Below are 20,152 nucleotides of genomic sequence, written 5' to 3'. Positions count from 1 at the left end.
CTTAGAAAATCGGCAACGGCAGTTCACGGATCGCAGCCAGGCCGCCAACCTTGTCCAGATACTGTTCGTGGGTGCAGTCGACGTACTCGCGCATGTAGCCCTCCCAGCCATCGGCCGCCTGCACCGTGGCGTTGTAGGCCTTGAAGTGCGCGACGTCGAAACCGTACAGCGGCGCACAGGACGACGGGTGCGCCCCGCCCGGCACGTGGGCCACGGCGGTGGTCAGGTTGCGTTCCCAGAACACTTGGTGGGCGTGGGCGCTGTCCTGATGGAAATACTCGCTGTCGACCAGTTCATCGCAGGTCACGTAGCTGTGGGTCGCGGCGCGTACGAACAGGTCGTCCATGTAGTGATCCGGACCGCTGATCTGGCACACGCCGCGTTTGTCGGCACGGTCGACATGCACCAGCGCCGCGTCGAGCTTGAGTGCCGGCATGGCGACCCAATCCTTGCCATCGGCATAGGGCGAGGCGATCAACTTGATCTGGCGGTTATGGCGCAGCACGTCAGTGCCCAGGCCCACCGCCGTCGGAATGAACGGCACATTCATCGCCGCCGCCCGCAGACCGAGCAGCAACATGCCTTCGTCAATCTCCATCACTTCCAGTGCCGCTTCCTGGCGCGCCTTGCGGAAGTAAGGCTCCAGCGGAATGAAATCCAGGGAAACGAAGGCGAACACCAGTTTCTTGATCTTGCCGGCGGCGCAGAGCATGCCCACGTCCGCACCACCGTATGCAACAACAGTTAGCTCCTTGAGGTCCGAGCGCAGAATCTCGCGCACCAGCGCCATCGGCTTGCGGCGAGGGCCCCAGCCACCGATACCGATGGTCATGCCGTCACGCAGTTGGCCGACGATCTCGGCGGTGGTCATTTGCTTGTCCATCGTCTTGTTCCTCATTGGCGACCGACACTGAAGTCGTGGCCCCAGTGGCTGACCACGGTGCTTTCGAACGGTGTGTGGCGGTCCCAGTCGACCACCAGGCCATCGCAGCCGTACTCCAGGTCAAACCCGGACGGGGTCTTGATATAGAAAGAAATCATCTGGTCGTTGGTGTGCTGGCCAAGGGTGGCCGACAGCTTCACGCCGTTGGCGTGGACGCGGTCCAAGGCGCGACCGACTTCGTCCAGCGCGTTTACCTCGACCATCATGTGCACGCAGCCGTGGGGCATCGGGCACTCGAAAATCGCCAACGAGTGGTGGCGGCCATTGTTGCAGTGCAGGAAGTGAATACGCTTTTGCGGCTCGGCCGGGTCCGGGCTGAAGCGGACTTTCATCAGGTCCGACAGGCCGAAACCCATCACCTGTTCGTAGAAGTCGCGGCAGCGTTCGAAGGCCGGGGCTGGCAGTACGACGTGGCCCATGCCGAGGTCATTGGTGACGAAACCCTTGACGCCCACCGGTGAAACGAAACGGGCGAAGTCCTGCAACGGGCCCCAGAAAATTTCGTGGCGATTGCCATCCGGGTCGCTGAAGTGCACCAGCTCCTGGACCTTGCGCAACTCGGCCTCGGCCGCAGTACCACGGGTCACTTGCACGTCAGCCTGTTGCAACTCGCTGACCGCCTGCTCCAGCGCCGCCTTGCCAGCGACTTCCCAGCCGCAGGCACCGAAGCCGTTCACGGCGTTCTTCTGCACCAGGATGCGGTAGTGGCGCTCGTCCATCTTCAGGTACAGGTGCTCGTCGTCATCGCTGCCGATGACCATCATGCCCAGCACCTGGCTTGCGTAGTGACGCCATTGCGCCAGGTCGCTGGATAACAGGGTGACGTAACCCAGACCGCGGATATCCATGGATGCACTCCTCGTTTTTCTCAGGCGGTGCCGCCCTTCGGCGACTGCCGGGGGAGACTTTATGTAGGGCCTATTCAAACGGGTTCGGGGAGGGGCAACATCGTCCAATGGGACTAGCGGAAAGGAATGGTGGGACATAAAAAAACGGGCCATAAATGGCCCGTTTGAGGAGAGTGCGATTGTGTTCGGATCTGAAGTAAATCCTACGCGCTCGAGACCCTGCACATCTGCTCTGTAGTTACTGGCTAGATCTGGCTTCTCGCACTTTGTTTTGCTCTGCCAGAGCTATTTCTTTGAAATCATAGGTAGGAAAGAATTCTGTCCGGTAACTTCCCCACGCGGTGTTCTCGAGTGCGAGATTTACCGCTGCGAGACGCGACGCAGGCAAGCGCAGAACGATGACCTGTCCTATGCCCATGGTTATATTCCAGCTGACAACCTCCACCCCGGCAGGAGGGAACACCTTGTAAAATTCCTGTTTGGCGAGTTGCGCTTTCAACTCTCCTAATGGGCGTGACTGATCGTGCTTCAGGAAAACAGTCAGCATGAGTGCATTATCTGGCGTGGCGACAGCTTCTTTTGAGATCGAAGGCGTTGCCGGCTGTGCATTGGCGCCAGCCGAGTACATTCCAGCCAGCAGTAACATAGACATTAATAGCGGTCTGAATTCAATAATCATGTTGTGCCTTTTTTTATTTTCTACGGATGTTATTTCAGGACAGCATCAATAAAGTCGACGCCTTGGTATATCGAAACAATGAACTGATAAAATACTGCAGGAAGTTTTTAGTGCGACATCGAGGTCTTCAGAGGGCCTTTGTAGGGCGCATGGACCACATAAATCCGGACAGGCGCATTGGCATCGACCATGTCGCGAGGCACCTCTCGTGAATAGGTGAACTCTTCGTTATCCAATTTTTCCAGCCTTCTGACCACAGTCCTGACCGCTCCTTGATCAGGCACCAGGATATGTGTTGTTTTGTCACCGGTGACAAGGAAGTAACCGCCACCACCATTGTCATACTTTGATAACCCGGTATCGGTATAGAAAAACTCATAACGATTGCGGCCGGGATCCCACATTGAAATCCCGACAACACCCGGATACTTTTCCTTCACATCTACTTCAGGGGCTCCCTCTATATAAACCTTGGTTGTCAGCCATTGAGGCGATGAGGCCAATGCTTGAATATCAGACTTAGCCTCCATCTGCTTTCCATGGCTGGCAAGTGGACTGAGTAATCCGGCGAAGAGTAAACCTATAAACATTGAGTTGCATTTTCGCATGGAATAATTCCTCGATGAGTTTAGAGGTGACGCTTGTTTTTTGTTGTCGTGGAAATTGATCACTGCGATCAGCGGATGGAATATAGGACCGATATCAGCCACTAACAATACCTGGCATATATTTGCAACAATTGCCGCAGACATTTTCAAGAAGGTTCGGAATCCCCCGTAGGAATTATCGCTGACCGCGATTTTCTCGAAGTTAAACAAGGGGTGACGGCTATACACAGGTCAATCGACCGGGGAGAAATCGGCAGGCATAAAAAAACGGGCCTTGGGGACCCGTTGGAAAGTTGGCCTGGCGTCCGTGCCAGGCCTGAAAATCGCCTTGCTTGTCCCACTGGCAGCCCTGTAGGAGCTGGCTTGCCAGCGATGGCGGTACGTCAGGCACACCGAGTCGCAGCTTTCGCCAGCAAGCCGGCTCCTACAGGGGCGTACCAATCACTTGGATTTGCGGAAGTGCGGAATCACCTTCTCACCAATGTTTTTCAAGGTCTCCAGCTGCGCCCACTGCGGCACGGTGCCCATCTGGCAGATGAACAGGATTTCGTCGGCGCCGGCATCGATCAGGCGTTGCACGTAGCCGATGCAATCCTCGACGGTGCCGTAGGCGTGGTTCGGGTTCATCATGGCCATGGTCGGGTCGGAGAAGTCGACGCTGACTTCTTCGGAGGCGAAGCGCGACTTGATCACGCTCTGGCCGTTGCCGTCGACGAAGGTGTCGTCCTTCCACTTCTCCGGGTCTGGACGCTCGCCACCGCCGTACCAGTAGCCCAGGGATTCCATGAAATAACGCTGGCCACGGATACCGATGCGGCGTGCCTCTGCGTTGTCGTCCAGCACGATGGCCGGGCACAACGCGGCGATGTGGCGGTTAGGGCGGAAGCCCACTTGCTTCTTCTCATCGCGGTTGTCGTAGGCCGAGTGATACACCTCAACCTTCTTGGCGATTTCTTCCGGGCCACCGAAGCCCAGCACCAGAGCGCCCATGCCACGGCCACCGGCATTTTTCAGCGACTCGGTGTTGGTGCACGCCAGGTACATCGGCGGGTGCGGGTCCTGATACGGCTTTGGATGGATCGGACGTTTCGGGATCTGCACGAAGTCGCCGTTGTGCTCGATTTCGTCCTGCACGAACATCTTCGGGATCAGGTACATCATCTCGTCGATTTGCGGCTGCAAGGTCGCCAGGTCGTAGCCGAAAGTGCCGGCTTCCTGCTGGGTGCCGCCCTTGCCCACGCCAAAGTGCACACGGCCCTTGGACAACAGGTCGAGGGTGGCGATGCGCTCAGCGACCTTAACCGGGTGGTTCATCGCCGGAGGCAGGCAGACCACGCCGTGGCCGATGCCGATGCGCTCGGTTTTACCGGCCACGAAAGCCAGCATGGTTTCCGGCGCGGACATGTGCGAGTAGTTGCTCAGCGCGGTGTGTTCCACGCACCAGAAGGTGTCGAAGCCGAGCTTGTCGGCGAGCACAGCCTGCTCAACGGTGTCTTCAAAAATCTTGCGGTCGCCTTCGCGGCTGGAGTCCACCGTCTGGGCTTCGTAAATCAGGGAAAATTTCATGGTTGATCCTTGTGCTTATTTGGATGCGCAGTCGGCGCCGTAGACCTTCGCCTTACCGTCAATGCTCGTGCATCGACGGGGCGCTCGAATCACGCAAACGGACTAGCCGGTTTGTAGGGAAGCGTCAGAGGAAAAAATCGCTGCTGTCCTGCCCCATGCTCACGCCGCCAAGGTTCCAGGCGTACTTGGCCGGACTGTTGGCAACGTGGGCGCGACCGGTGTGGATATCGCGGAACGCACGGTTGATCGGATGGCTGCGGAAGATCGTCGAGGCGCCGCTGTTGAACATCAGGTCACCCGCGGCCTTGGCGCACTTGTCGGCCACCAGTGCTGAGTCGTAACGCATCTTCACCCGCTCGGGCATGCTCAACGGCTCGCCTTTTTGCGCGCGCTCCAGCATCAGGGAGAAGTTGCGATGCAACACGGTCTTGCACTCATCGACGCAGACCATTGCATTGGCCAGCGCCGATTGCGCAGCCGGGTCCTGGACCATTTTGCGACCGTCATTGACCCCGACCCGCGCGCGGTTGTGCTCGACAAATTGATCCACCGCGCCTTGCAGGGCACCGATGGCGGACGACGAAACGGCACGCACGAAAATCTGCCCGAACGGCAAACGGAACAACGGTGCGGTGTTCACCGCGTTGCCCGGACTGTTCTGCATGAAGCCGTCGAACGCGCGATGGGTGCGGTACTCGGGAACGAAGGCGTTTTCCACCAGAATGTCGTGGGAGCCAGTGGCTTCCAGGCCCATGACGTTCCAGTTGTCGAGAATCTGATAGTCGCTGCGCGGCACCAGGAACGTCCGGTAATCCGGCGCCCCGCCCGCCTCTGCCGGCGGCACCAGCGCACCGAGGAACGCCCAGTCGCAATGCTTGCTGCCGGAAGAAAAACCCCAGCGTCCGCTCAACTTGAAGCCACCGTCGACCCGCTCGACCTTGCCCACCGGCATGTAGGAAGAAGAGATCAGCACGCTGGAATCGCTACCCCAGACATCCTGGGCCGCGCGGTCGTCGAACAGCGCCAGTTGCCAGTTGTGGATCGCCACCACCCCCAGCACCCAGGCCGAGGACATGCAGCCCTCGGCCAGGGTCATCTGTACGTCGAAGAAATCCTTGGGCTCCAGCTCATAGCCTTCCCAGCGCGACGGCTGGAGGATGCGAAAGAACCCGGCGTCCTGGAAATCCTTCAGGGTTTCTTCAGGCAACTGGCCAGCTTGCGCGGCGTTCAGGGCGCGCTCACGCAGGATCGGCACCAACTCGCGGGCACGTTGGCTCAGACGCTGGCGAATCAGGTCTTGGTTGAGCATTTTTATTGTTCTCCTTTGTTCACCCCATCCGCCGGGGCGCGCGTGCAACGGGGCGGGTGTAGCGCCCCTACACTGGCATTCAAACAATGCGCAACGCAGGGGACATCCCTCAAACGGACCATGTGGGATTGGGGAACAGGTATCAGGGGGGGTATCTGAAAGGGATGGCCGTAAGGGCGAAACCATAAGCCGCCGTTACCGCAGCAACGAATATGTACTCAATCAACCCGGCAGCCTGGTCGGCCCAGAGGCCGCCAAGGCCTAGTCCCCTCGGACGATGCCCCAGACAAGAGCCAGAGCAAGAATCCATCGCACTCCCCAACCAACAAAAAGGCCCAGTGCGATGAACGACGCCAACCTCAAAGCCGACATGCTCCAGGCCATGCGCCGCCTGGCCAAGTCCGTCACCATTATCAGCACCAGCAACGGCTCCGAACGCTTTGCCATGGCCGCCACAGCCGTCGACTCCCTGAGCACCGAGCCACCGTCACTGCTGATCTGCGTCAACAAGACCGCCTCGCCCCACGCCGCACTGGCGACCGGCGCGGACTTCTGCGTGAACATCCTCGGCGTCGAACAACAGGACCTGGCCAACCTGTGCAGCGGCGCGATCAAGGGCGAAGCGCGATTCGACCGTGGCAACTGGCTCACCAGCCCCGGCGGAATCCCTTACCTGGGTGACGCACAGTCGGCGATCCTCTGCCGTCAGGACGGCCACTTCAGCTACGGCACCCACACCGTGTTCATCGGTCGCATCCTGCAAATCCACACCACTGAAGCCATCACCCCGCTGGTCTACCTCGACGGCAGCTACACCACCACCGCCAAACCAGCACCCTCCTTAGCGGCTGCAGGCTGAGCTGAACATGAACAACCTGAACGGGTTGACGGCGTTGCGAGTGAACAGCGCCGACCAGTTGCCATGGGATGACCGCTGCGACTTGCTGATCGTCGGGTTTGGCGGAGCCGGCGCCTGTGCCGCCATCGAGGCCAGCACTCGTGGCCTGTCTGTGCTCGCGCTGGATCGCTTCGAAGGTGGCGGCGCTACGGCACTCAGCGGTGGCGTGGTCTATGCCGGCGGTGGTACGCCGTATCAGCGTCAGGCTGGTTATGAAGACAGCAGCGACGCCATGTTCAATTACCTGCGCCAGGAAGTCGGCGAAGCCGTCAGCCACGAGACATTGCGGGCGTTCTGCGAAGACAGCCGAGAGCAACTGGCCTGGCTGGAGCGACAAGGCGCCGCGTTCGAAGCCAGCGTGCCGCCGCATAAAACCTCGTACCCGAGTGACCAGTACTACCTCTATTACTCCGGCAACGAAGCCGTACCGGCCTATGCCGCCAGCGCCAAACCGGCACCTCGCGGCCATCGCACCAAAGGCCCGGGCATGTCCGGCGCGAGCCTGTTCGCACCGCTCAAGGCCAGCGCCCTGCGTCACGGTGCACGCCTGCGCAGCCAGTGCGAAGTGCGGCGGCTGGTGCTCGACCTCGACGACAAGGTCATCGGCGTCGAAGCCTGGCAACTACCCTCCGGTAGCCGCGCCGCCAAACAACATGCGCGCCTGTCGCGCTGGGCCGCTGCCATTCATATGTACGCTCCGGCGTTGGCCGACCGCTTGCGCGTCCGTCAGCGGCGCATCGAACAAAGCAGCGCCATTCGGCAGTTGATTCGCGCCGAACAGGCGGTGCTGTTGAGCAGCGGTGGATTTATCTTCAATCGCGAGCTGGTGCGCCAGCACGCGCCGCAGTACCTGGCCGGTCTGCCGCTGGGCGCCACCGGATGCAATGGCAGCGGCATCGCCCTGGGCCAGAGTGCCGGCGGCAGCGTGGCGCGGATGGACAAGGTCAGCGCCTGGCGCTTCATCAACCCGCCACTGGCCTGGGCCCGCGGGTTGATCGTCAATGCCCGCGGACAGCGTTACGCCAACGAAGAAATCTACGGCGCGACCCTCGGCCACGCCATGGTCGAAGAGCAGGACGGCCGCGCCATCCTGGTACTCAATCGTGCGCTGGTAGGTGAAGCGTTGCGTCAGGTCGGCCCGGGCAAGGTGTGGAATTTCCAGCGCCTGCCGGTGCTGCTCAACCTGGTGTTCAACGCCAAACGCAGCACCAGCCTGGCCGGGTTGGCCAAGCGCTGCAATCTGCCGCCGGAACTGCTGCGCCAGAGTGTCGAGCGCTATAGCCGCGCGGCACGAGGCGAGGTTGCCGACGAGTACGGCAAGTCCGCGGCGATGCTCGCCGATCTCGATCAGGGGCCGTGGTACGCCCTCGACCTGTCCTTCGACAGCAAACTCTTTCCCTGCCCGGTCATCACCTTGGGCGGGCTGAAGGTCTGCGAGGCCAGCGGTCGGGTGCTGGACCACGCCGGCCAGCCAATAAACGGTCTCTACAGCGCTGGCCGCACTGCGGTCGGGGTCGCTTCCAATCTGTATGTCTCCGGCCTGTCCCTGGCCGATTGCATTTATTCCGGTCGCCGGGCTGCTGCCCACGTGGCCGACCAATTCGCACTTCAAACCGCACGATCAGGAGAACAACAATGCAACGTGTAGAAGGCAAAGTCTGCATCATCACCGGCGCCGCCAGCGGCATCGGTCGCGAAGACGCCCTGCTGCTGGCCCGCGAAGGCGCCAAAGTGGTACTGACCGACCTCAATGAGGAGGCCGGTCGCCAGGCCGCTGCGGAAATCGGCGCCAATGCGCTGTTCATCCGCCACGACATCGCCAGCGAAAGCGACTGGCAACACGTGATCAAAACCACTGTCGAACACTTCGGCCGCCTCGATGTACTGGTCAACAACGCCGCGATCCTGGCCCTGGGCAGTATCGAAGACACCACGCTGGAGCTGTGGCAGAAGGTGCAGAAGATCAACGGCGAAGGCTACTTCCTCGGCTGCAAGTACGCGATCCAGGCCATGAAGGAAACCGGTGGCGGCTCGATCATCAACATGTCGTCGGTCGCGGCGTTGGGCGCCATGCCGATGTTCTGCGCTTACTCGGCTTCCAAAGGCGCGGTGGCGGCGATGACCCGTTCCATCGCCTTGCACTGCAAGCAACAGGGCTACCGCATCCGCTGCAACAGCGTGCACCCCGATGGCGTGAACACACCGATGACCCAGGCCCTGGCCGGGGGTCAGCCAATCCCGCAGGAAGCCCTCGATCAGGACCCGATGAACCGTATGGCCGCGCCACGGGACATTGCCAATGTGGTGCTGTTCCTCGCCACCGACGAGTCGCGATTCGTCAACGGTGCCGAGATCCGCGTCGACAACGCCCAACTGATCAGCGGGCTCTGAGGCCGAGGTGAATATGGGCACGCAACAACAGAACCTGACCCCGGCTGAATCGACGACGGGAAGCGTCTCATTGCAAGTGTGCGCGGTGATCGACGAGACCGCTGACGCGCGCTCGCTGGTGCTGGACGTACCGCCAAACCTGCGTGAGCGCTTTCGCTACAAACCGGGCCAGTTCCTGAGTTTTCGCGTGCCCTTCGCCGGCAAACTGTTGACCCGTTGCTATTCCATGGCCAGCTCGCCCCTCGCGGACGCACTGCCCAAGGTCACGGTAAAACGGGTCGACGGTGGCCGGGTGTCGAACTGGATGAACGAAGTCCAGGTCGGCGACTGGCTGGAGGTCCTGCCACCGGCCGGGCTTTTCTGCCTGGACCCGCAGGCGGACACCGAAAAGCCCTTGGTCTTGTTCGGCGGTGGCTCGGGCATCACCCCGGTGTTCTCCATTCTCAAGTCGGTGCTGCACAGCAGCCGGCGGCCGGTCAAATTGATCTACGCCAACCGCGATGAAGCGTCGGTGATTTTCAAGGACGAGCTGTGCCGGTTGATCAAGGCGCATCCTGATCAACTGCACGTGGTGCACGTCCTCGATTCGGTGCAGGGGTTCCTGACGGACCATCAGGTCCGTCATCTGCTGCGCGGATCGGCCGGCGGCGACTACTTCATCTGCGGGCCGGGCCCGTTCATGGACACCGTGGAGCGCACGCTGTTGGCGCTGGGTGAAGCGGCCGAGCGGATTCATGTCGAACGCTTCGTCTCGCCGCCGGACCCCGACGAACTGTTGGCCGAAGAAGCTCTCGCCCGCGAGGCCGCGATGGGTTCGCAGTGCGAAGCGCTGATTGTCGAACTCGATGGCCAGCAACACGAAATTGCCTGCCAGCCGGGTGACACCCTGCTGCAAAGTTGCAAGGCTGCCGGCCTGGACGTGCCGTCATCCTGTGAAGAAGGTTTCTGCGGGGCCTGCATGTGCGTGGTCAAGGAAGGTGAAGTCCAGTTGGCGCGCAATGATGTGTTGACGCCCAAGGAACTGACCGACGGCTGGACCCTGGCCTGCCAGAGCCGCCCGACCGGGGCGAAAGTACGCCTGAAATTCCCGGATTGATGCTCAGGATAAACACTGTACCTGTGGCGAGGGGGCTTGCCCCCTCGCCACAGGTTTCCGCTGACCGACCAATATTGGCCTTAGTCCCATTGGACGATCACTCGGGCCCGGTCTGCGGTTAGACTCGGCCACAGCATTAGCCCACAACAATAAAGAGGTGCAGTTATGGCTCGTTTGCAGAATAAGGTCGCGGTGGTCACCGGCGGCGCTTCGGGGATCGGTCTGGCCTGCGTGCGCCGTTTCGCGGCCGAAGGCGCGCAAGTCGTCGGGCTGGACATCGGCAGCGCACCGGCGGACTTCCCCGGCCTGTTCATGACCCTCGACGTGCGCGACGAAGCGCAGGTCCAGCAGGTCATGCAAGAAGTCATCAGCCGCTTCGGGCGCATCGATGTACTGGTTAACGCCGCCGGCGTCGCCGATCAGGGCAGCGTGACCCAGACCACCACCGCCAACTGGCAACGGGTGATGGACATCAACCTGACCGGCAGCATGCTCACCAGCAAATACGCGCTGGCGTCGATGGTTGAGCAGCGCGGTGGTTCGATCATCAACGTCGGTTCGATCTTCGGCCTGCAAGGCTGCGATGGCAACGTGGCCTACAACGTGTCCAAGGGTGGCATCAACCAGCTGACCCGCTCGATGGCCATCGACTACGGCTACGCCAACATTCGCGTCAACGGCCTGTGCCCGGGCCTGATCGAAACGCCGATGACCAGCATGGTCCGTGACAATGACGCGTTCCACGCGTTTTTCGCCTCGCAGCACATGCTCAGCCGTTCCGGGCAACCGGAAGAAGTGGCCAACGTCGCGCTGTTCCTGGCGTCCGACGAAGCGTCCTTTGTCAGCGGCCAGATGATCGCCGTGGACGGCGGTTTCTCCGCCGGCCGCCGTTTCGCCCCGCCCGCCCAGTAATTCACGATCCGGCCGGGCGCCCTGCCCGGCCTACTCCCTTTTTCGTACTTGTCTTCTAACCGGGGAGGCCCCATGCCGCCTGTCGCCACCGCATTGACCATTGCTCAACTGTTCGCCAACGCTGCCCAGGCCTACGGCGACCGCCCGGCCATCGAGGACGCGGGCCATACCATCAGCTACCGACAACTCGACCAATTGCGCCGCCAGGCTGCCCGCGCGCTCCTGGCCCTCGACGTACAGGTCGGAGACCGCGTGGCAATCTGGGCGCCCAACGTGTGGGAATGGATCGTTGCCGCTGGCGCCCTGCAAAGTGTCGGCGCGGCCCTGGTACCGCTCAACACCCGGATGAAGGGCAGCGAGGCCGGCTACATCCTGCGCGAGAGCGGCACCTGCGTGCTGTTTGCCATTGGCGAATTCCTCGGCGCGGACTACCCCGGGATGCTGGCCTCGGAAGACTTGCCTGAGCTGCGCCACATTGTCAGCGTGCGCGGCGCCAATGCGGGCACCCTGGCGTGGGAGCGGTTCATGGATCTGGCGGCCGACGTGCCGCACCTGGCCTTGCGCACCCGAGAGCAAAGCGTTGGCCCGCAGGCCTTGTCCGACGTGTTGTTCACCTCCGGCACCACTGGCAAACCCAAAGGCGTGATGACCAGCCACGGCCAGAACCTGCGCATCGTGCGCGACTGGAGCGATATCGTCGGTTTGCGCGAGAGCGATCGCTACCTGATCGTCAATCCGTTCTTCCATTCCTTCGGCTACAAGGCCGGCTGGCTCGCGGCGCTGATGCGCGGCTGCACCATCCTGCCGCAGCAGGTGTTCGACGTGCAGGCCGTGCTCGAATGTGTGCAGCGCGAACGCATTACCGTGTTGCCCGGGCCACCGACGTTGTATCAGTCGTTGCTGGCCCATCCGCAACGCAACGAATTCGACCTGAGTTCTTTGCGCGTGGCCGTGACCGGGGCGGCGGCGATTCCGGTGGAGATGATCCACCGCATGCGCGACGAACTGGGCTTCGCCACCATCGTCACCGCGTATGGCCTGACGGAAGTCTGCGGTTTCGCCACGATCTGCCGCTCCGGCGATTCGGCTGAACGGGTCGCCAACACCAGTGGCCGGGCCATGCCTGGCGTAGAAGTGCGTTGTGTCGGCAACGGCGGTCGCAGCCAGCCGGCCAACATCCCCGGCGAAGTGCAGATTCGCGGCTACAACCTGATGCAGGGTTATCTCAACAACCCCGAAGCCAGCCAGGAAATACTCGACGCCGACGGCTGGTTGCACACCGGCGACATCGGCATGCTCGATGAACAGGGTTACCTGCGCATCACCGATCGCCTCAAGGACATGTTCATCACCGGCGGCTTCAATGTTTACCCGGCGGAGATCGAACAATGCCTGCTGACCTATCCGGGTGTGGCCCAGGCAGCGGTGATCGGTATTCCCGATGAGCGCATGGGAGAAGTGGCGATGGCCTTCCTGCTGCCCGCGCCCGGCATCGAGATCGAGCAGGCACGCTTCCTCGCCTGGTGCCGCGAGCAGATGGCCAACTACAAGGTGCCACGCCGGGTGCAGGTGCTGCAGAAGATGCCGATCAATGCGGCGGGAAAAGTGACCAAGAATGTGTTGCGCGAGTGGGCATTGCAGCCCACCGACTAAACGCCCCCCCTGTAGGAGCGAGCTTGCTCGCGATGGACTCAAGAGCGCAGCGTTTAGTCAGTGAACACGCGTTATCGTTAACGACCATCGCGAGCAGGCTCGCTCCTACAGTGTTCGAGGGTGTACACAAGTTTCGCGCCCGACACAGATCACCTGTGGGAGCGAGCTTGCTCGCTCCCACAGGGCTTTGAGTTTTGTCGACGAGTCAGACGACCCGCGCCGGATGCTGCTGGCGCGGGTCGCCCAGCATGGCGCGGTGGGACGGTGGCTGGCGACCTTCGGCTTCGCTGATCCCGTAGCCGGGGGCGATTTCGGCGGTGATCAGGGTCAGCCCGGACAACGCCATCAACTGCGGATCATTGAGCAAGGCATGAATCACCCGCCCGTTGAATTGCGGGGTTTCGGCGTGGGCCAGGAACGCCTGGTACTGCTCGCCATGCTGCTCGCCGGCAATCTTCGTGCGTTCGGTCAGTTGCGGGCCGAGCCACAGCGACAACGCCGCCACACCCTGCCCTTCGAAATCGATCGCCATGTCGGCCGCCAACTTGTCGACCCCAGCCTTTTGCGCGCCGTACGCCGGGCCGTGCATGTAACAGCCGGCGCCGAATGATGAAGTGAAGCAAATCAGGCCTTGTGCACTTTTCAACAACAGCGGCGCTGCGTAGTAACTGGCGATGTAGGCCGAGCGCAGACCGACGTCGAGAATGCGCACCAGTTCCAGCGGTTTGGCCCAGAACGGCCCCGGTTCGATCAATTGGTCATGGATGAACGCTGCGTTGTTCACCAGCAGATCCAGATGCCCGCACTCCTCTTCGACCTTCGCAAACAGTGCCTGGACTTGCGCGTCATCGGCGTGATCACAGACCACCGCGATACCGCGCCCACCGGCGGCGGTGATCGCGGCGGCGGTGTCCTCCAGCGAACCACTCAAGGCATGGCCGTACAAATTCGACCCACCTTGTGCCGGGGCACGACCGGTGACATACACCGTCATGCCCGCCGCCCCAAGGGCCAGGGCAATGCCTTGCCCCACTCCGCGACTGGCGCCAGTAACGACAGCGATTTGTTGACGTGGCTGATTCATTCAACACTCCCGAACAAGGTTTTCGCCGAAGCGGTTTCGCTCTGGCGCTTGATGTGATTGGCGGCCAGGTAACCGAAGGTCATGGCCGGACCGATGGTCGACCCGGCGCCCGGATAGGTGCGGCCCATCATTGAGGCGGCGCTGTTGCCGATGGCATACAGGCCATTGATCGGTTGCCCGTCCTCGTGCAGCACGCGGGCGTGCACGTCGGTCAGCAGGCCACCCTTGGTGCCGATGTCCCCGGCATCGATGCGCACCGCGTAGAACGGTCCTTTTAGCAATGGCGCCAGGCAAGGATTGGGTTGCACGTTCGGGTCGCCGTAGTAGCGGTCGAATAGCGATTCGCCCTTGTGGAAATCCTCGTCGACGCCCTGCACGGCCATGCCGTTGAAGCGTTGCACGGTGCGGACCAGTCCGGCGCCGTCGACGCCGATCTTCGTCGCCAGTTCTTCCAGGCTCGACGCCTTGTGGAAGTAGTCGCGCAGATGTTCGGGCAATTGCCAATCGCGCTGGGCATAACCCGGCAGCAAGGCGCCGCACGGGTATTTGCGGCGGAATTCGGCGTCGAACACCATCCAGCACGGCACGCTCGCGGCACCTTCGCGGTTGTTGGCGTACATCGCGTAAACGATGTCGGTATAGGGTGCCGCTTCATTGACGAAGCGTTCGCCCGCGGCGTTGACCATCACGCACCCCGGCAGGGTTCGTTCGACAAACAATGCACGTTGCTTTTCTTCGCCCTTGACGTAAGTGGTCGGCGCCCACCAGCTGTGCTCCATCAACGCGGTCCGCGCGCCGATGGCCTGGCCGGCACGAATGCCGTCGCCGGTATTGTTCGGCGGCGTGGCACTCCAGGTCGCCTGGGACGGCTGCGGCAGGTACTGCTCGCGCATCGCCTGGTTACGCTCGAAACCACCGGCGGCGATGATCACGCCGTAGCGTGCCTTGACGTTGAGCACCTGGCCGTTGCGATTGACCCGCGCTCCGCCGACCCGGTCGCCAACCAGTATCAATTCTTCCAGCGCACAGTTGAGCCACAGCGACTTACCGCGATCCTGCAGCGAACAGCGCAAAGCACCGATCAAGGCATTGCCCAGGGTCAGGAAGCGGTCGCGACGGGACAAGCGCCGGCCCTCGCGATCACGCCAGTAGCGCCACATCACCCGCAGGGTCAGGCGCAACCAGCCGGGGCCACGACACAGCAACACCTGCGCCTCTTTCATGGTCATCGCCATGCGCCCCATCATCAGGGTGCCGGGGGACGGTGCGCGCATGCGCAAAAATTCTTCGCCCAGTTCGGAGGCATCGAACGGTTGCGGATCCATCGAGCGATAGCCCGGTTTTCCGCCTTCGACTTCCGGGTAGTAATCGGAGTAACGAGGCTGGGCCTCGAAGTGCACCCGGGTGTGTTTCTCCAGATATTCGACCATTTCCCGACCATGCTCGACGTAGGCTTCGATGCGCCCGTCGTCGATTTCGCCGTGGGTCACCGCACGGATGTAGGCAATCGCTTCGGCTGCCGAATCACTGCCACCCAGGGCCTTGATTCGATGGTTGTCGGGGATCCAGATGCCGCCGCCGGACACCGCCGAGGTGCCGCCATATTCGCCGCTTTTCTCGATCAGCAACGCATTCAGGCCCAGGTCGTGGGCGCGCAGCGCAGCGGTCATGCCCCCGGCTCCCGAGCCAATCACCAACACATCACAGCACTCGTCCCATTTGATCCCGGCAGCGTTCATGCGATCACCCTTGTTCAGCGCCCATCAGGCAGAAACCGCCACCGCCGGATCTTCGCCCGGTGCAGTCGGTCTCGGGATTGTTCGCCGCGCGCGCCGGGTGTTCATCGTCCGATAAGACTAAGGCAAAGACGACTACCCCCTGTAGGAGCCGGCTTGCCGGCGATGGCGGCGCATCAATCAACATTTATGAAATCTGACACAACGCTATCGCCAGCAAGCCGGCTCCTGCAGACGTGCAAATTGCTTAGTCCGCTTGGACGATGTTGCGCGCAAGTCGTGACTCCATAGTCGCCCACAGCACCAACAATCCCCCTGAAATGCAGGTCGGTCAGGTCTGACCTGGGCCATGAGGACGACATGATAAAAACAATAATCGCCCCACCAACACAGCACCCTCGCGTACAGCTGGCATTGCTGTTGCTGGCTGGCGGACTAAGCGCTCACGTTAACGCCATGAGCTTTCAGCCAAGCGAAGACTTGAGCATCGACTGGGACACCACACTGACGTACAGCCTCGCCTGGCGGACCGAGGCTCGCGATCAAAAACTGACTGCCAACGCCAACGGCAACGACGGCGACAACGCGTTCGACAAAGGCAGCCTGATCAACAACCGCAGCGGCTTTCTCACCGAAGCCAACATCAAGTGGCAAGACAACTACGGCGTGTTTGTCCGGGCGACCGGCTTCTACGACAACGTCTACGATCAGGACAACGACAACACCACCGGCACTTCGAACTGCTTCGCCGGCGGTCATTGCAGCCAGCCTGACCGCTTCTCCCAGGACACCATCGACCAGCATCGCAATGAATTGCGCATGCTCGATTACTACGCCTATGGCACCTGGGACGTGAGCGGCCACGCCCTCAACGCGCGCCTGGGTAACCAGGTGGTGAGCTGGGGTGAAAGCCTGTTCTACCCGGGTATCTCCGCGGCCCAGAGCCCGGTGGACGCGACCAAGGCGACCACTCCGGGTGTCGAGGTCAAGGAAATCCTGCTGCCGGTCGGCCAACTGTTCACCCAGTTCGCCCTGACCGAAAGCCTGGGTATCCAGGCCTACTACCAATACAAGTGGGAAAAGACCGAGCTGTTCGGCGTGGGTAGCTACTTCTCCACCACCGACTTCATCGACGAAGGCGGCTTCAACGACGCCTCCGGTTTCGTCACCCGCCTCAAGGACGACAAACCGAGCGACAGCGGCCAGTACGGTCTGGCTTTCACCTACGCCGCCGAGTCGTTGAACAACACCGAGTTCGGCATCTACTACTCGCGTTACCACGACAAAACCCCGTCACTGGACTTCGCCTCGACCCTGGGCCGCTACCAGGTGCGCTACTTCGACAACATCGACCTGTTCGGCGCGAGTTTCGCCACCGTGCTGGGCGACGTCAGCTGGGCCGGTGAAGTCAGCTACCGCGACGGTACACCGGTGATGGTCAACAACGGTTTCTCCAGCCCCGTGCGTGGCAAGACCGTGCAGGCGCAAACGTCGATGATCTACGTGCTGGGCCCGACCGCCTTCGCCGACAACACCAGCCTGACCGGCGAGCTGGTCTACAACACCGTGGTCAGCAACGACAAGTCGCAGCCGGTAACCCTGGCGCCGGGCTTCGCGCTGCCGGGAACCGACAGCCTGGTCTACGACCGCGATGCCTGGGGCTACACGGTGCAGGCGAACTTTGACTACAACGACGTGTTCAGCGGTTGGGACATGTCGGTGCCGATCACCTATAGCGCTGCAGCCAATGGCGACAGTTCAATGGTCGGTTCGATCAACTCTGGTCAACACGACGACCGCGCCAGCATCGGCAGTTCGTGGCGCTACCTGGGCAACTTCACCGTCGAAGCCCGCTACAACGCCTATCTCGGCAACGCCAACAACAGCCCGTTGGCCGACCGCGACAACGTCGCGCTCAACTTCAAGTACCGGTTCTGATTCCCCAATCGGAGGAGCACAGCATGTCCAGATTCACCCAAACATTATTGAGCACCGCGCTGACCGTCGGCCTGCTCGGCAGTGGCCTGGCCTACGCCAAGGTCAGCCCCGAAGAAGCCGCCCGCCTGGGCCAGGACCTGACCCCGATGGGCGCCGAAAAAGCCGGCAACGCCGATGGCAGCATTCCGGCCTGGAGCGGCAAATGGCTTGGCCTGCCGCCGGGCCTCAAATTCGACGGCCCCGGCACGCCCTACCCGGACCCGTATGCGGCGGAAAAACCGCTGTTCGTGATCGACGCCAAGAACATGGACAAGTACGCCGACAACCTCACCGATGGCCAAAAGGCGTTGCTCAAACGCTACCCTGACACCTTCAAGATCCCGGTGTACCCGAGCCACCGTGATTTCCGCGTCGATCCGAAACTGGTAGAGGCGGTCAAGCACAACGCCGTCAACGCTGAGCTGGCCAACGATAACAACGACACGAAAAACGCCTGGGCCGGTTCACCGTTCCCTATTCCCAAGAACGGCAGCGAGTTGATGTTCAACCACACCCTCGCCGGCCGTGCCGCCGCCGAAGAGGCCAACTACCGGCAGGCCGTGGTGTACGCCAACAAGGAGCGAGTGCTCGAAGAGGTCAACTACAAGATCTTCTCGATCTGGTCCAACCCGGACAGAACCCTGGAAACCTCCAACGGCATCCTCACCAACTTCCTGATCACCACGCTGGAACCGGTGCGCAAGAAAGGCGAGATCGTCGTTGGCCACGAGTTCATCAACCCGACCGCCTCCCCGCGCCAGGCCTGGCAGTACAGCCCGGGTCAGCGCCGTGTGCGTCGCGCGCCGACTGTGGGCTACGACTCGCCGACCGGCGCGGGAGGTTTTCGCGTGTACGACGAAGACCGTTTGTTCAACGGTGCGCCGGACCGCTACAACTGGACCATCGTCGGCAAAAAGGAAATCTACATTCCTTATCACAACTACAAGATCGATGATCCGAGCGTGAGCACCGATCAGATCCTGGCCACCACCGGCCACATCGATCCGCAGTACATGCGCTATGAAAAACACCGCGTCTGGGTGCTGCAAGCGACCCTCAAGGAAGGTGCCCGTCACGTGTACGCCAAGCGTGTGATGTACCTGGATGAAGACACCTGGGCCGCGACCCTGGCCGACAACTACGACAGCCGTGGCCAGTTGTGGCGCACCAACATGCAGACTTCGATCTATGCCTACGAGATGCAGCGCTACCACGCCCGCCTCGGGATCTATCACGACCTGATCGCCGGTTCGTATCTGGTTGACCGGATGCTGATCGATCAGAAACCAGCCAAGCTCAACGCCACCGCCTTCACCGAAGACGAATTCACCCCTGGCAACCTGCGCAAACTCGGCACCCGCTAAAACCATGACGCCCCGACCGATTTATTCGGTCGGGGCGTTATGCTTTGTAGAATCCGCTCCTCCCACGGAAGACTCCCCCATGAACAAACTCCTCACCGGCGTCATCGCCATGGCCAGCGTTGGCCTGTCGATGCAAGCCAATGCGTTGAACATCCTGCTGACCAACGACGATGGCTGCCGCGCGCCCGGCATCGATGCGATGTACCGCGCCCTGACTGCCGCCGGGCACAAGGTCACGCTGGTCGGGCCGTTGAACGACAGCAGCGGCATCAGCGCCGCCAGCGTGGTCGTGCCTGGCCAGGCCCTGGCGGTGACCGAACTGGCGCCGGGCAAATTTTGCGTCGGGCCGCCAGAGGGCTACACCCCGCCTGTCGGCAAGACCTCTGCTATCGGTACGCCAGTGGATGCGGTCAACGTCGGCCTCGACGTGATCCTCAAGGATTCGCCGCCGCACCTGGTGGTATCCGGCAGCAATTTCGGTGAAAACGTCGGCCCGTTGACGCAAATGTCCGGCACCCTCAACGCCGCCGTTCGCGCGATGTTCAAGGGGATTCCCGCGGTGGCGGTGTCCACGGGTATCGACATGGACCTGATCATCCGTGACCAACAGGCAGGCTATCGCAAGACTCTTAGTGCCATGGACGACACGGCGCGCTTTGCCGTGAAGGTGATCGAACAGGCGAGCCTGGCCGGCACCGAAGCCAGACAGGCCTGCGCCAAAAATAAACATCAGTGTGATTTGAACGTGCTCGGCCTACCGGGCGTCAGCGGCCTGAACCTCAACTACCCGCCCCTGAAACCCGATGAGGTCAAAGGCGTGAGTTTCGCCCCGATCGGTAACTGGGACCGCGTGAACTTCACCTCGCAACGCGGTGCCGACGGTGTGGTCCACGTCAACCTGGCCCCACCGTCGACACCGACCGAAGTCCAGCAAAAGGCCGATGCCTATCAACTCTGGCAGGGCCACGCGGTGATCACCGTGATCGACGGCAACATGACCGCCCCGGATACGGTGCAGGATCAGGCAAAGAAGATGTTGGACGGGATCAAGCCTTAAGCTGAATCTGTGGGAACACACTGACCTGTGG

Annotated in this window: 17 protein-coding genes; 9 read left to right on the top strand and 8 right to left on the bottom strand. The window is 61.6% G+C overall.

Features of this window, described 5'->3' with window-relative positions; genetic code table 11:
• Position 1: 1 nt before the first annotated feature.
• The 6 genes from B0D71_RS14605 to B0D71_RS14580 form a co-directional block, all read right to left on the bottom strand.
• Positions 2-883 carry a CoA transferase subunit A gene (locus B0D71_RS14605; RefSeq protein WP_103395391.1) on the bottom strand — a complete coding sequence of 294 codons (882 nt, stop codon included), beginning with the start codon at positions 881-883 and terminating at the stop codon, positions 2-4.
• An 11-nt stretch (positions 884-894) separates the two neighbouring features.
• The gene (locus tag B0D71_RS14600; RefSeq protein WP_103395390.1) at positions 895-1,791 is read right to left on the bottom strand and encodes a VOC family protein; all 897 of its coding nucleotides are present in this window, start codon (positions 1,789-1,791) and stop codon (positions 895-897) included.
• A gap of 238 nt (positions 1,792-2,029) precedes the next feature.
• Positions 2,030-2,470, bottom strand: coding sequence for a hypothetical protein (locus tag B0D71_RS14595; RefSeq protein WP_103395389.1), 441 nt, complete (start codon positions 2,468-2,470; stop codon positions 2,030-2,032).
• A gap of 107 nt (positions 2,471-2,577) precedes the next feature.
• Entirely contained in the window at positions 2,578-3,078 is a 501-nt protein-coding gene (locus tag B0D71_RS14590; protein WP_103395388.1) for a DUF4822 domain-containing protein, read from the bottom strand.
• 441 nt (positions 3,079-3,519) lie between these two features.
• Positions 3,520-4,644, bottom strand: coding sequence for an LLM class flavin-dependent oxidoreductase (locus tag B0D71_RS14585; protein WP_103395387.1), 1,125 nt, complete (start codon positions 4,642-4,644; stop codon positions 3,520-3,522).
• Positions 4,645-4,768: 124 nt separating this feature from the next.
• Complete coding sequence (locus B0D71_RS14580; protein ID WP_103395386.1) at positions 4,769-5,953, bottom strand: acyl-CoA dehydrogenase family protein; 1,185 nt, start codon at positions 5,951-5,953, stop codon at positions 4,769-4,771.
• Positions 5,954-6,296: 343 nt separating this feature from the next.
• On the opposite strand from B0D71_RS14580, the gene B0D71_RS14575 reads away from it, so the two are divergent.
• The 6 genes from B0D71_RS14575 (at position 6,297) to B0D71_RS14550 (ending at position 12,903) form a co-directional block, all read left to right on the top strand.
• Entirely contained in the window at positions 6,297-6,812 is a 516-nt protein-coding gene (locus B0D71_RS14575; protein WP_103395385.1) for a flavin reductase family protein, read from the top strand.
• Between the two features lie 7 nt (positions 6,813-6,819).
• Positions 6,820-8,499, top strand: a complete 1,680-nt coding sequence (locus tag B0D71_RS14570) for an FAD-binding protein (RefSeq protein WP_103395384.1) — start codon at positions 6,820-6,822, stop codon at positions 8,497-8,499.
• Entirely contained in the window at positions 8,487-9,242 is a 756-nt protein-coding gene (locus B0D71_RS14565) for a glucose 1-dehydrogenase (RefSeq protein ID WP_085725856.1), read from the top strand. The genes B0D71_RS14570 and B0D71_RS14565 overlap by 13 nt, the downstream gene beginning before the upstream one ends.
• A 13-nt stretch (positions 9,243-9,255) precedes the next feature.
• Complete coding sequence (locus B0D71_RS14560) at positions 9,256-10,338, top strand: ferredoxin--NADP reductase (protein ID WP_103395383.1); 1,083 nt, start codon at positions 9,256-9,258, stop codon at positions 10,336-10,338.
• Between the two features lie 165 nt (positions 10,339-10,503).
• A complete protein-coding gene (locus tag B0D71_RS14555) occupies positions 10,504-11,250 on the top strand; it encodes an SDR family NAD(P)-dependent oxidoreductase (protein WP_103395382.1) in 747 nt (248 codons plus the stop codon).
• 72 nt (positions 11,251-11,322) lie between these two features.
• Entirely contained in the window at positions 11,323-12,903 is a 1,581-nt protein-coding gene (locus tag B0D71_RS14550) for a FadD3 family acyl-CoA ligase (RefSeq protein ID WP_103395381.1), read from the top strand.
• 205 nt (positions 12,904-13,108) lie between these two features.
• Here B0D71_RS14550 and B0D71_RS14545 read toward each other — a convergent pair whose 3' ends face one another.
• The gene (locus B0D71_RS14545) at positions 13,109-13,987 is read right to left on the bottom strand and encodes an SDR family NAD(P)-dependent oxidoreductase (RefSeq protein WP_103395380.1); all 879 of its coding nucleotides are present in this window, start codon (positions 13,985-13,987) and stop codon (positions 13,109-13,111) included.
• Positions 13,984-15,726: an FAD-dependent oxidoreductase gene (locus tag B0D71_RS14540; RefSeq protein WP_103395379.1), complete on the bottom strand. Its 1,743-nt coding sequence runs from the start codon at positions 15,724-15,726 to the stop codon at positions 13,984-13,986. Before B0D71_RS14540 ends, B0D71_RS14545 begins: the two co-directional genes overlap by 4 nt.
• Before the next feature lie 357 nt (positions 15,727-16,083).
• Here B0D71_RS14540 and B0D71_RS14535 point away from each other — a divergent pair, with 357 nt between their 5' ends.
• The 3 genes from B0D71_RS14535 to surE all read left to right on the top strand — a co-directional run bounded on the left by B0D71_RS14535 (position 16,084) and on the right by surE (position 20,121).
• Positions 16,084-17,661, top strand: a complete 1,578-nt coding sequence (locus tag B0D71_RS14535) for a DUF1302 domain-containing protein (RefSeq protein ID WP_103395378.1) — start codon at positions 16,084-16,086, stop codon at positions 17,659-17,661.
• Between the two features lie 23 nt (positions 17,662-17,684).
• Positions 17,685-19,064, top strand: coding sequence for a DUF1329 domain-containing protein (locus tag B0D71_RS14530; RefSeq protein ID WP_103395377.1), 1,380 nt, complete (start codon positions 17,685-17,687; stop codon positions 19,062-19,064).
• Between the two features lie 79 nt (positions 19,065-19,143).
• The gene (gene surE, locus B0D71_RS14525) at positions 19,144-20,121 is read left to right on the top strand and encodes a 5'/3'-nucleotidase SurE (RefSeq protein WP_103395376.1); all 978 of its coding nucleotides are present in this window, start codon (positions 19,144-19,146) and stop codon (positions 20,119-20,121) included.
• The last annotated feature ends 31 nt before the right edge of the window (positions 20,122-20,152 follow it).

This window comes from Pseudomonas laurylsulfativorans (assembly GCF_002906155.1).
Lineage (GTDB): Bacteria > Pseudomonadota > Gammaproteobacteria > Pseudomonadales > Pseudomonadaceae > Aquipseudomonas > Aquipseudomonas laurylsulfativorans.
This window is presented reverse-complemented; position numbering and strand designations above follow the sequence as displayed.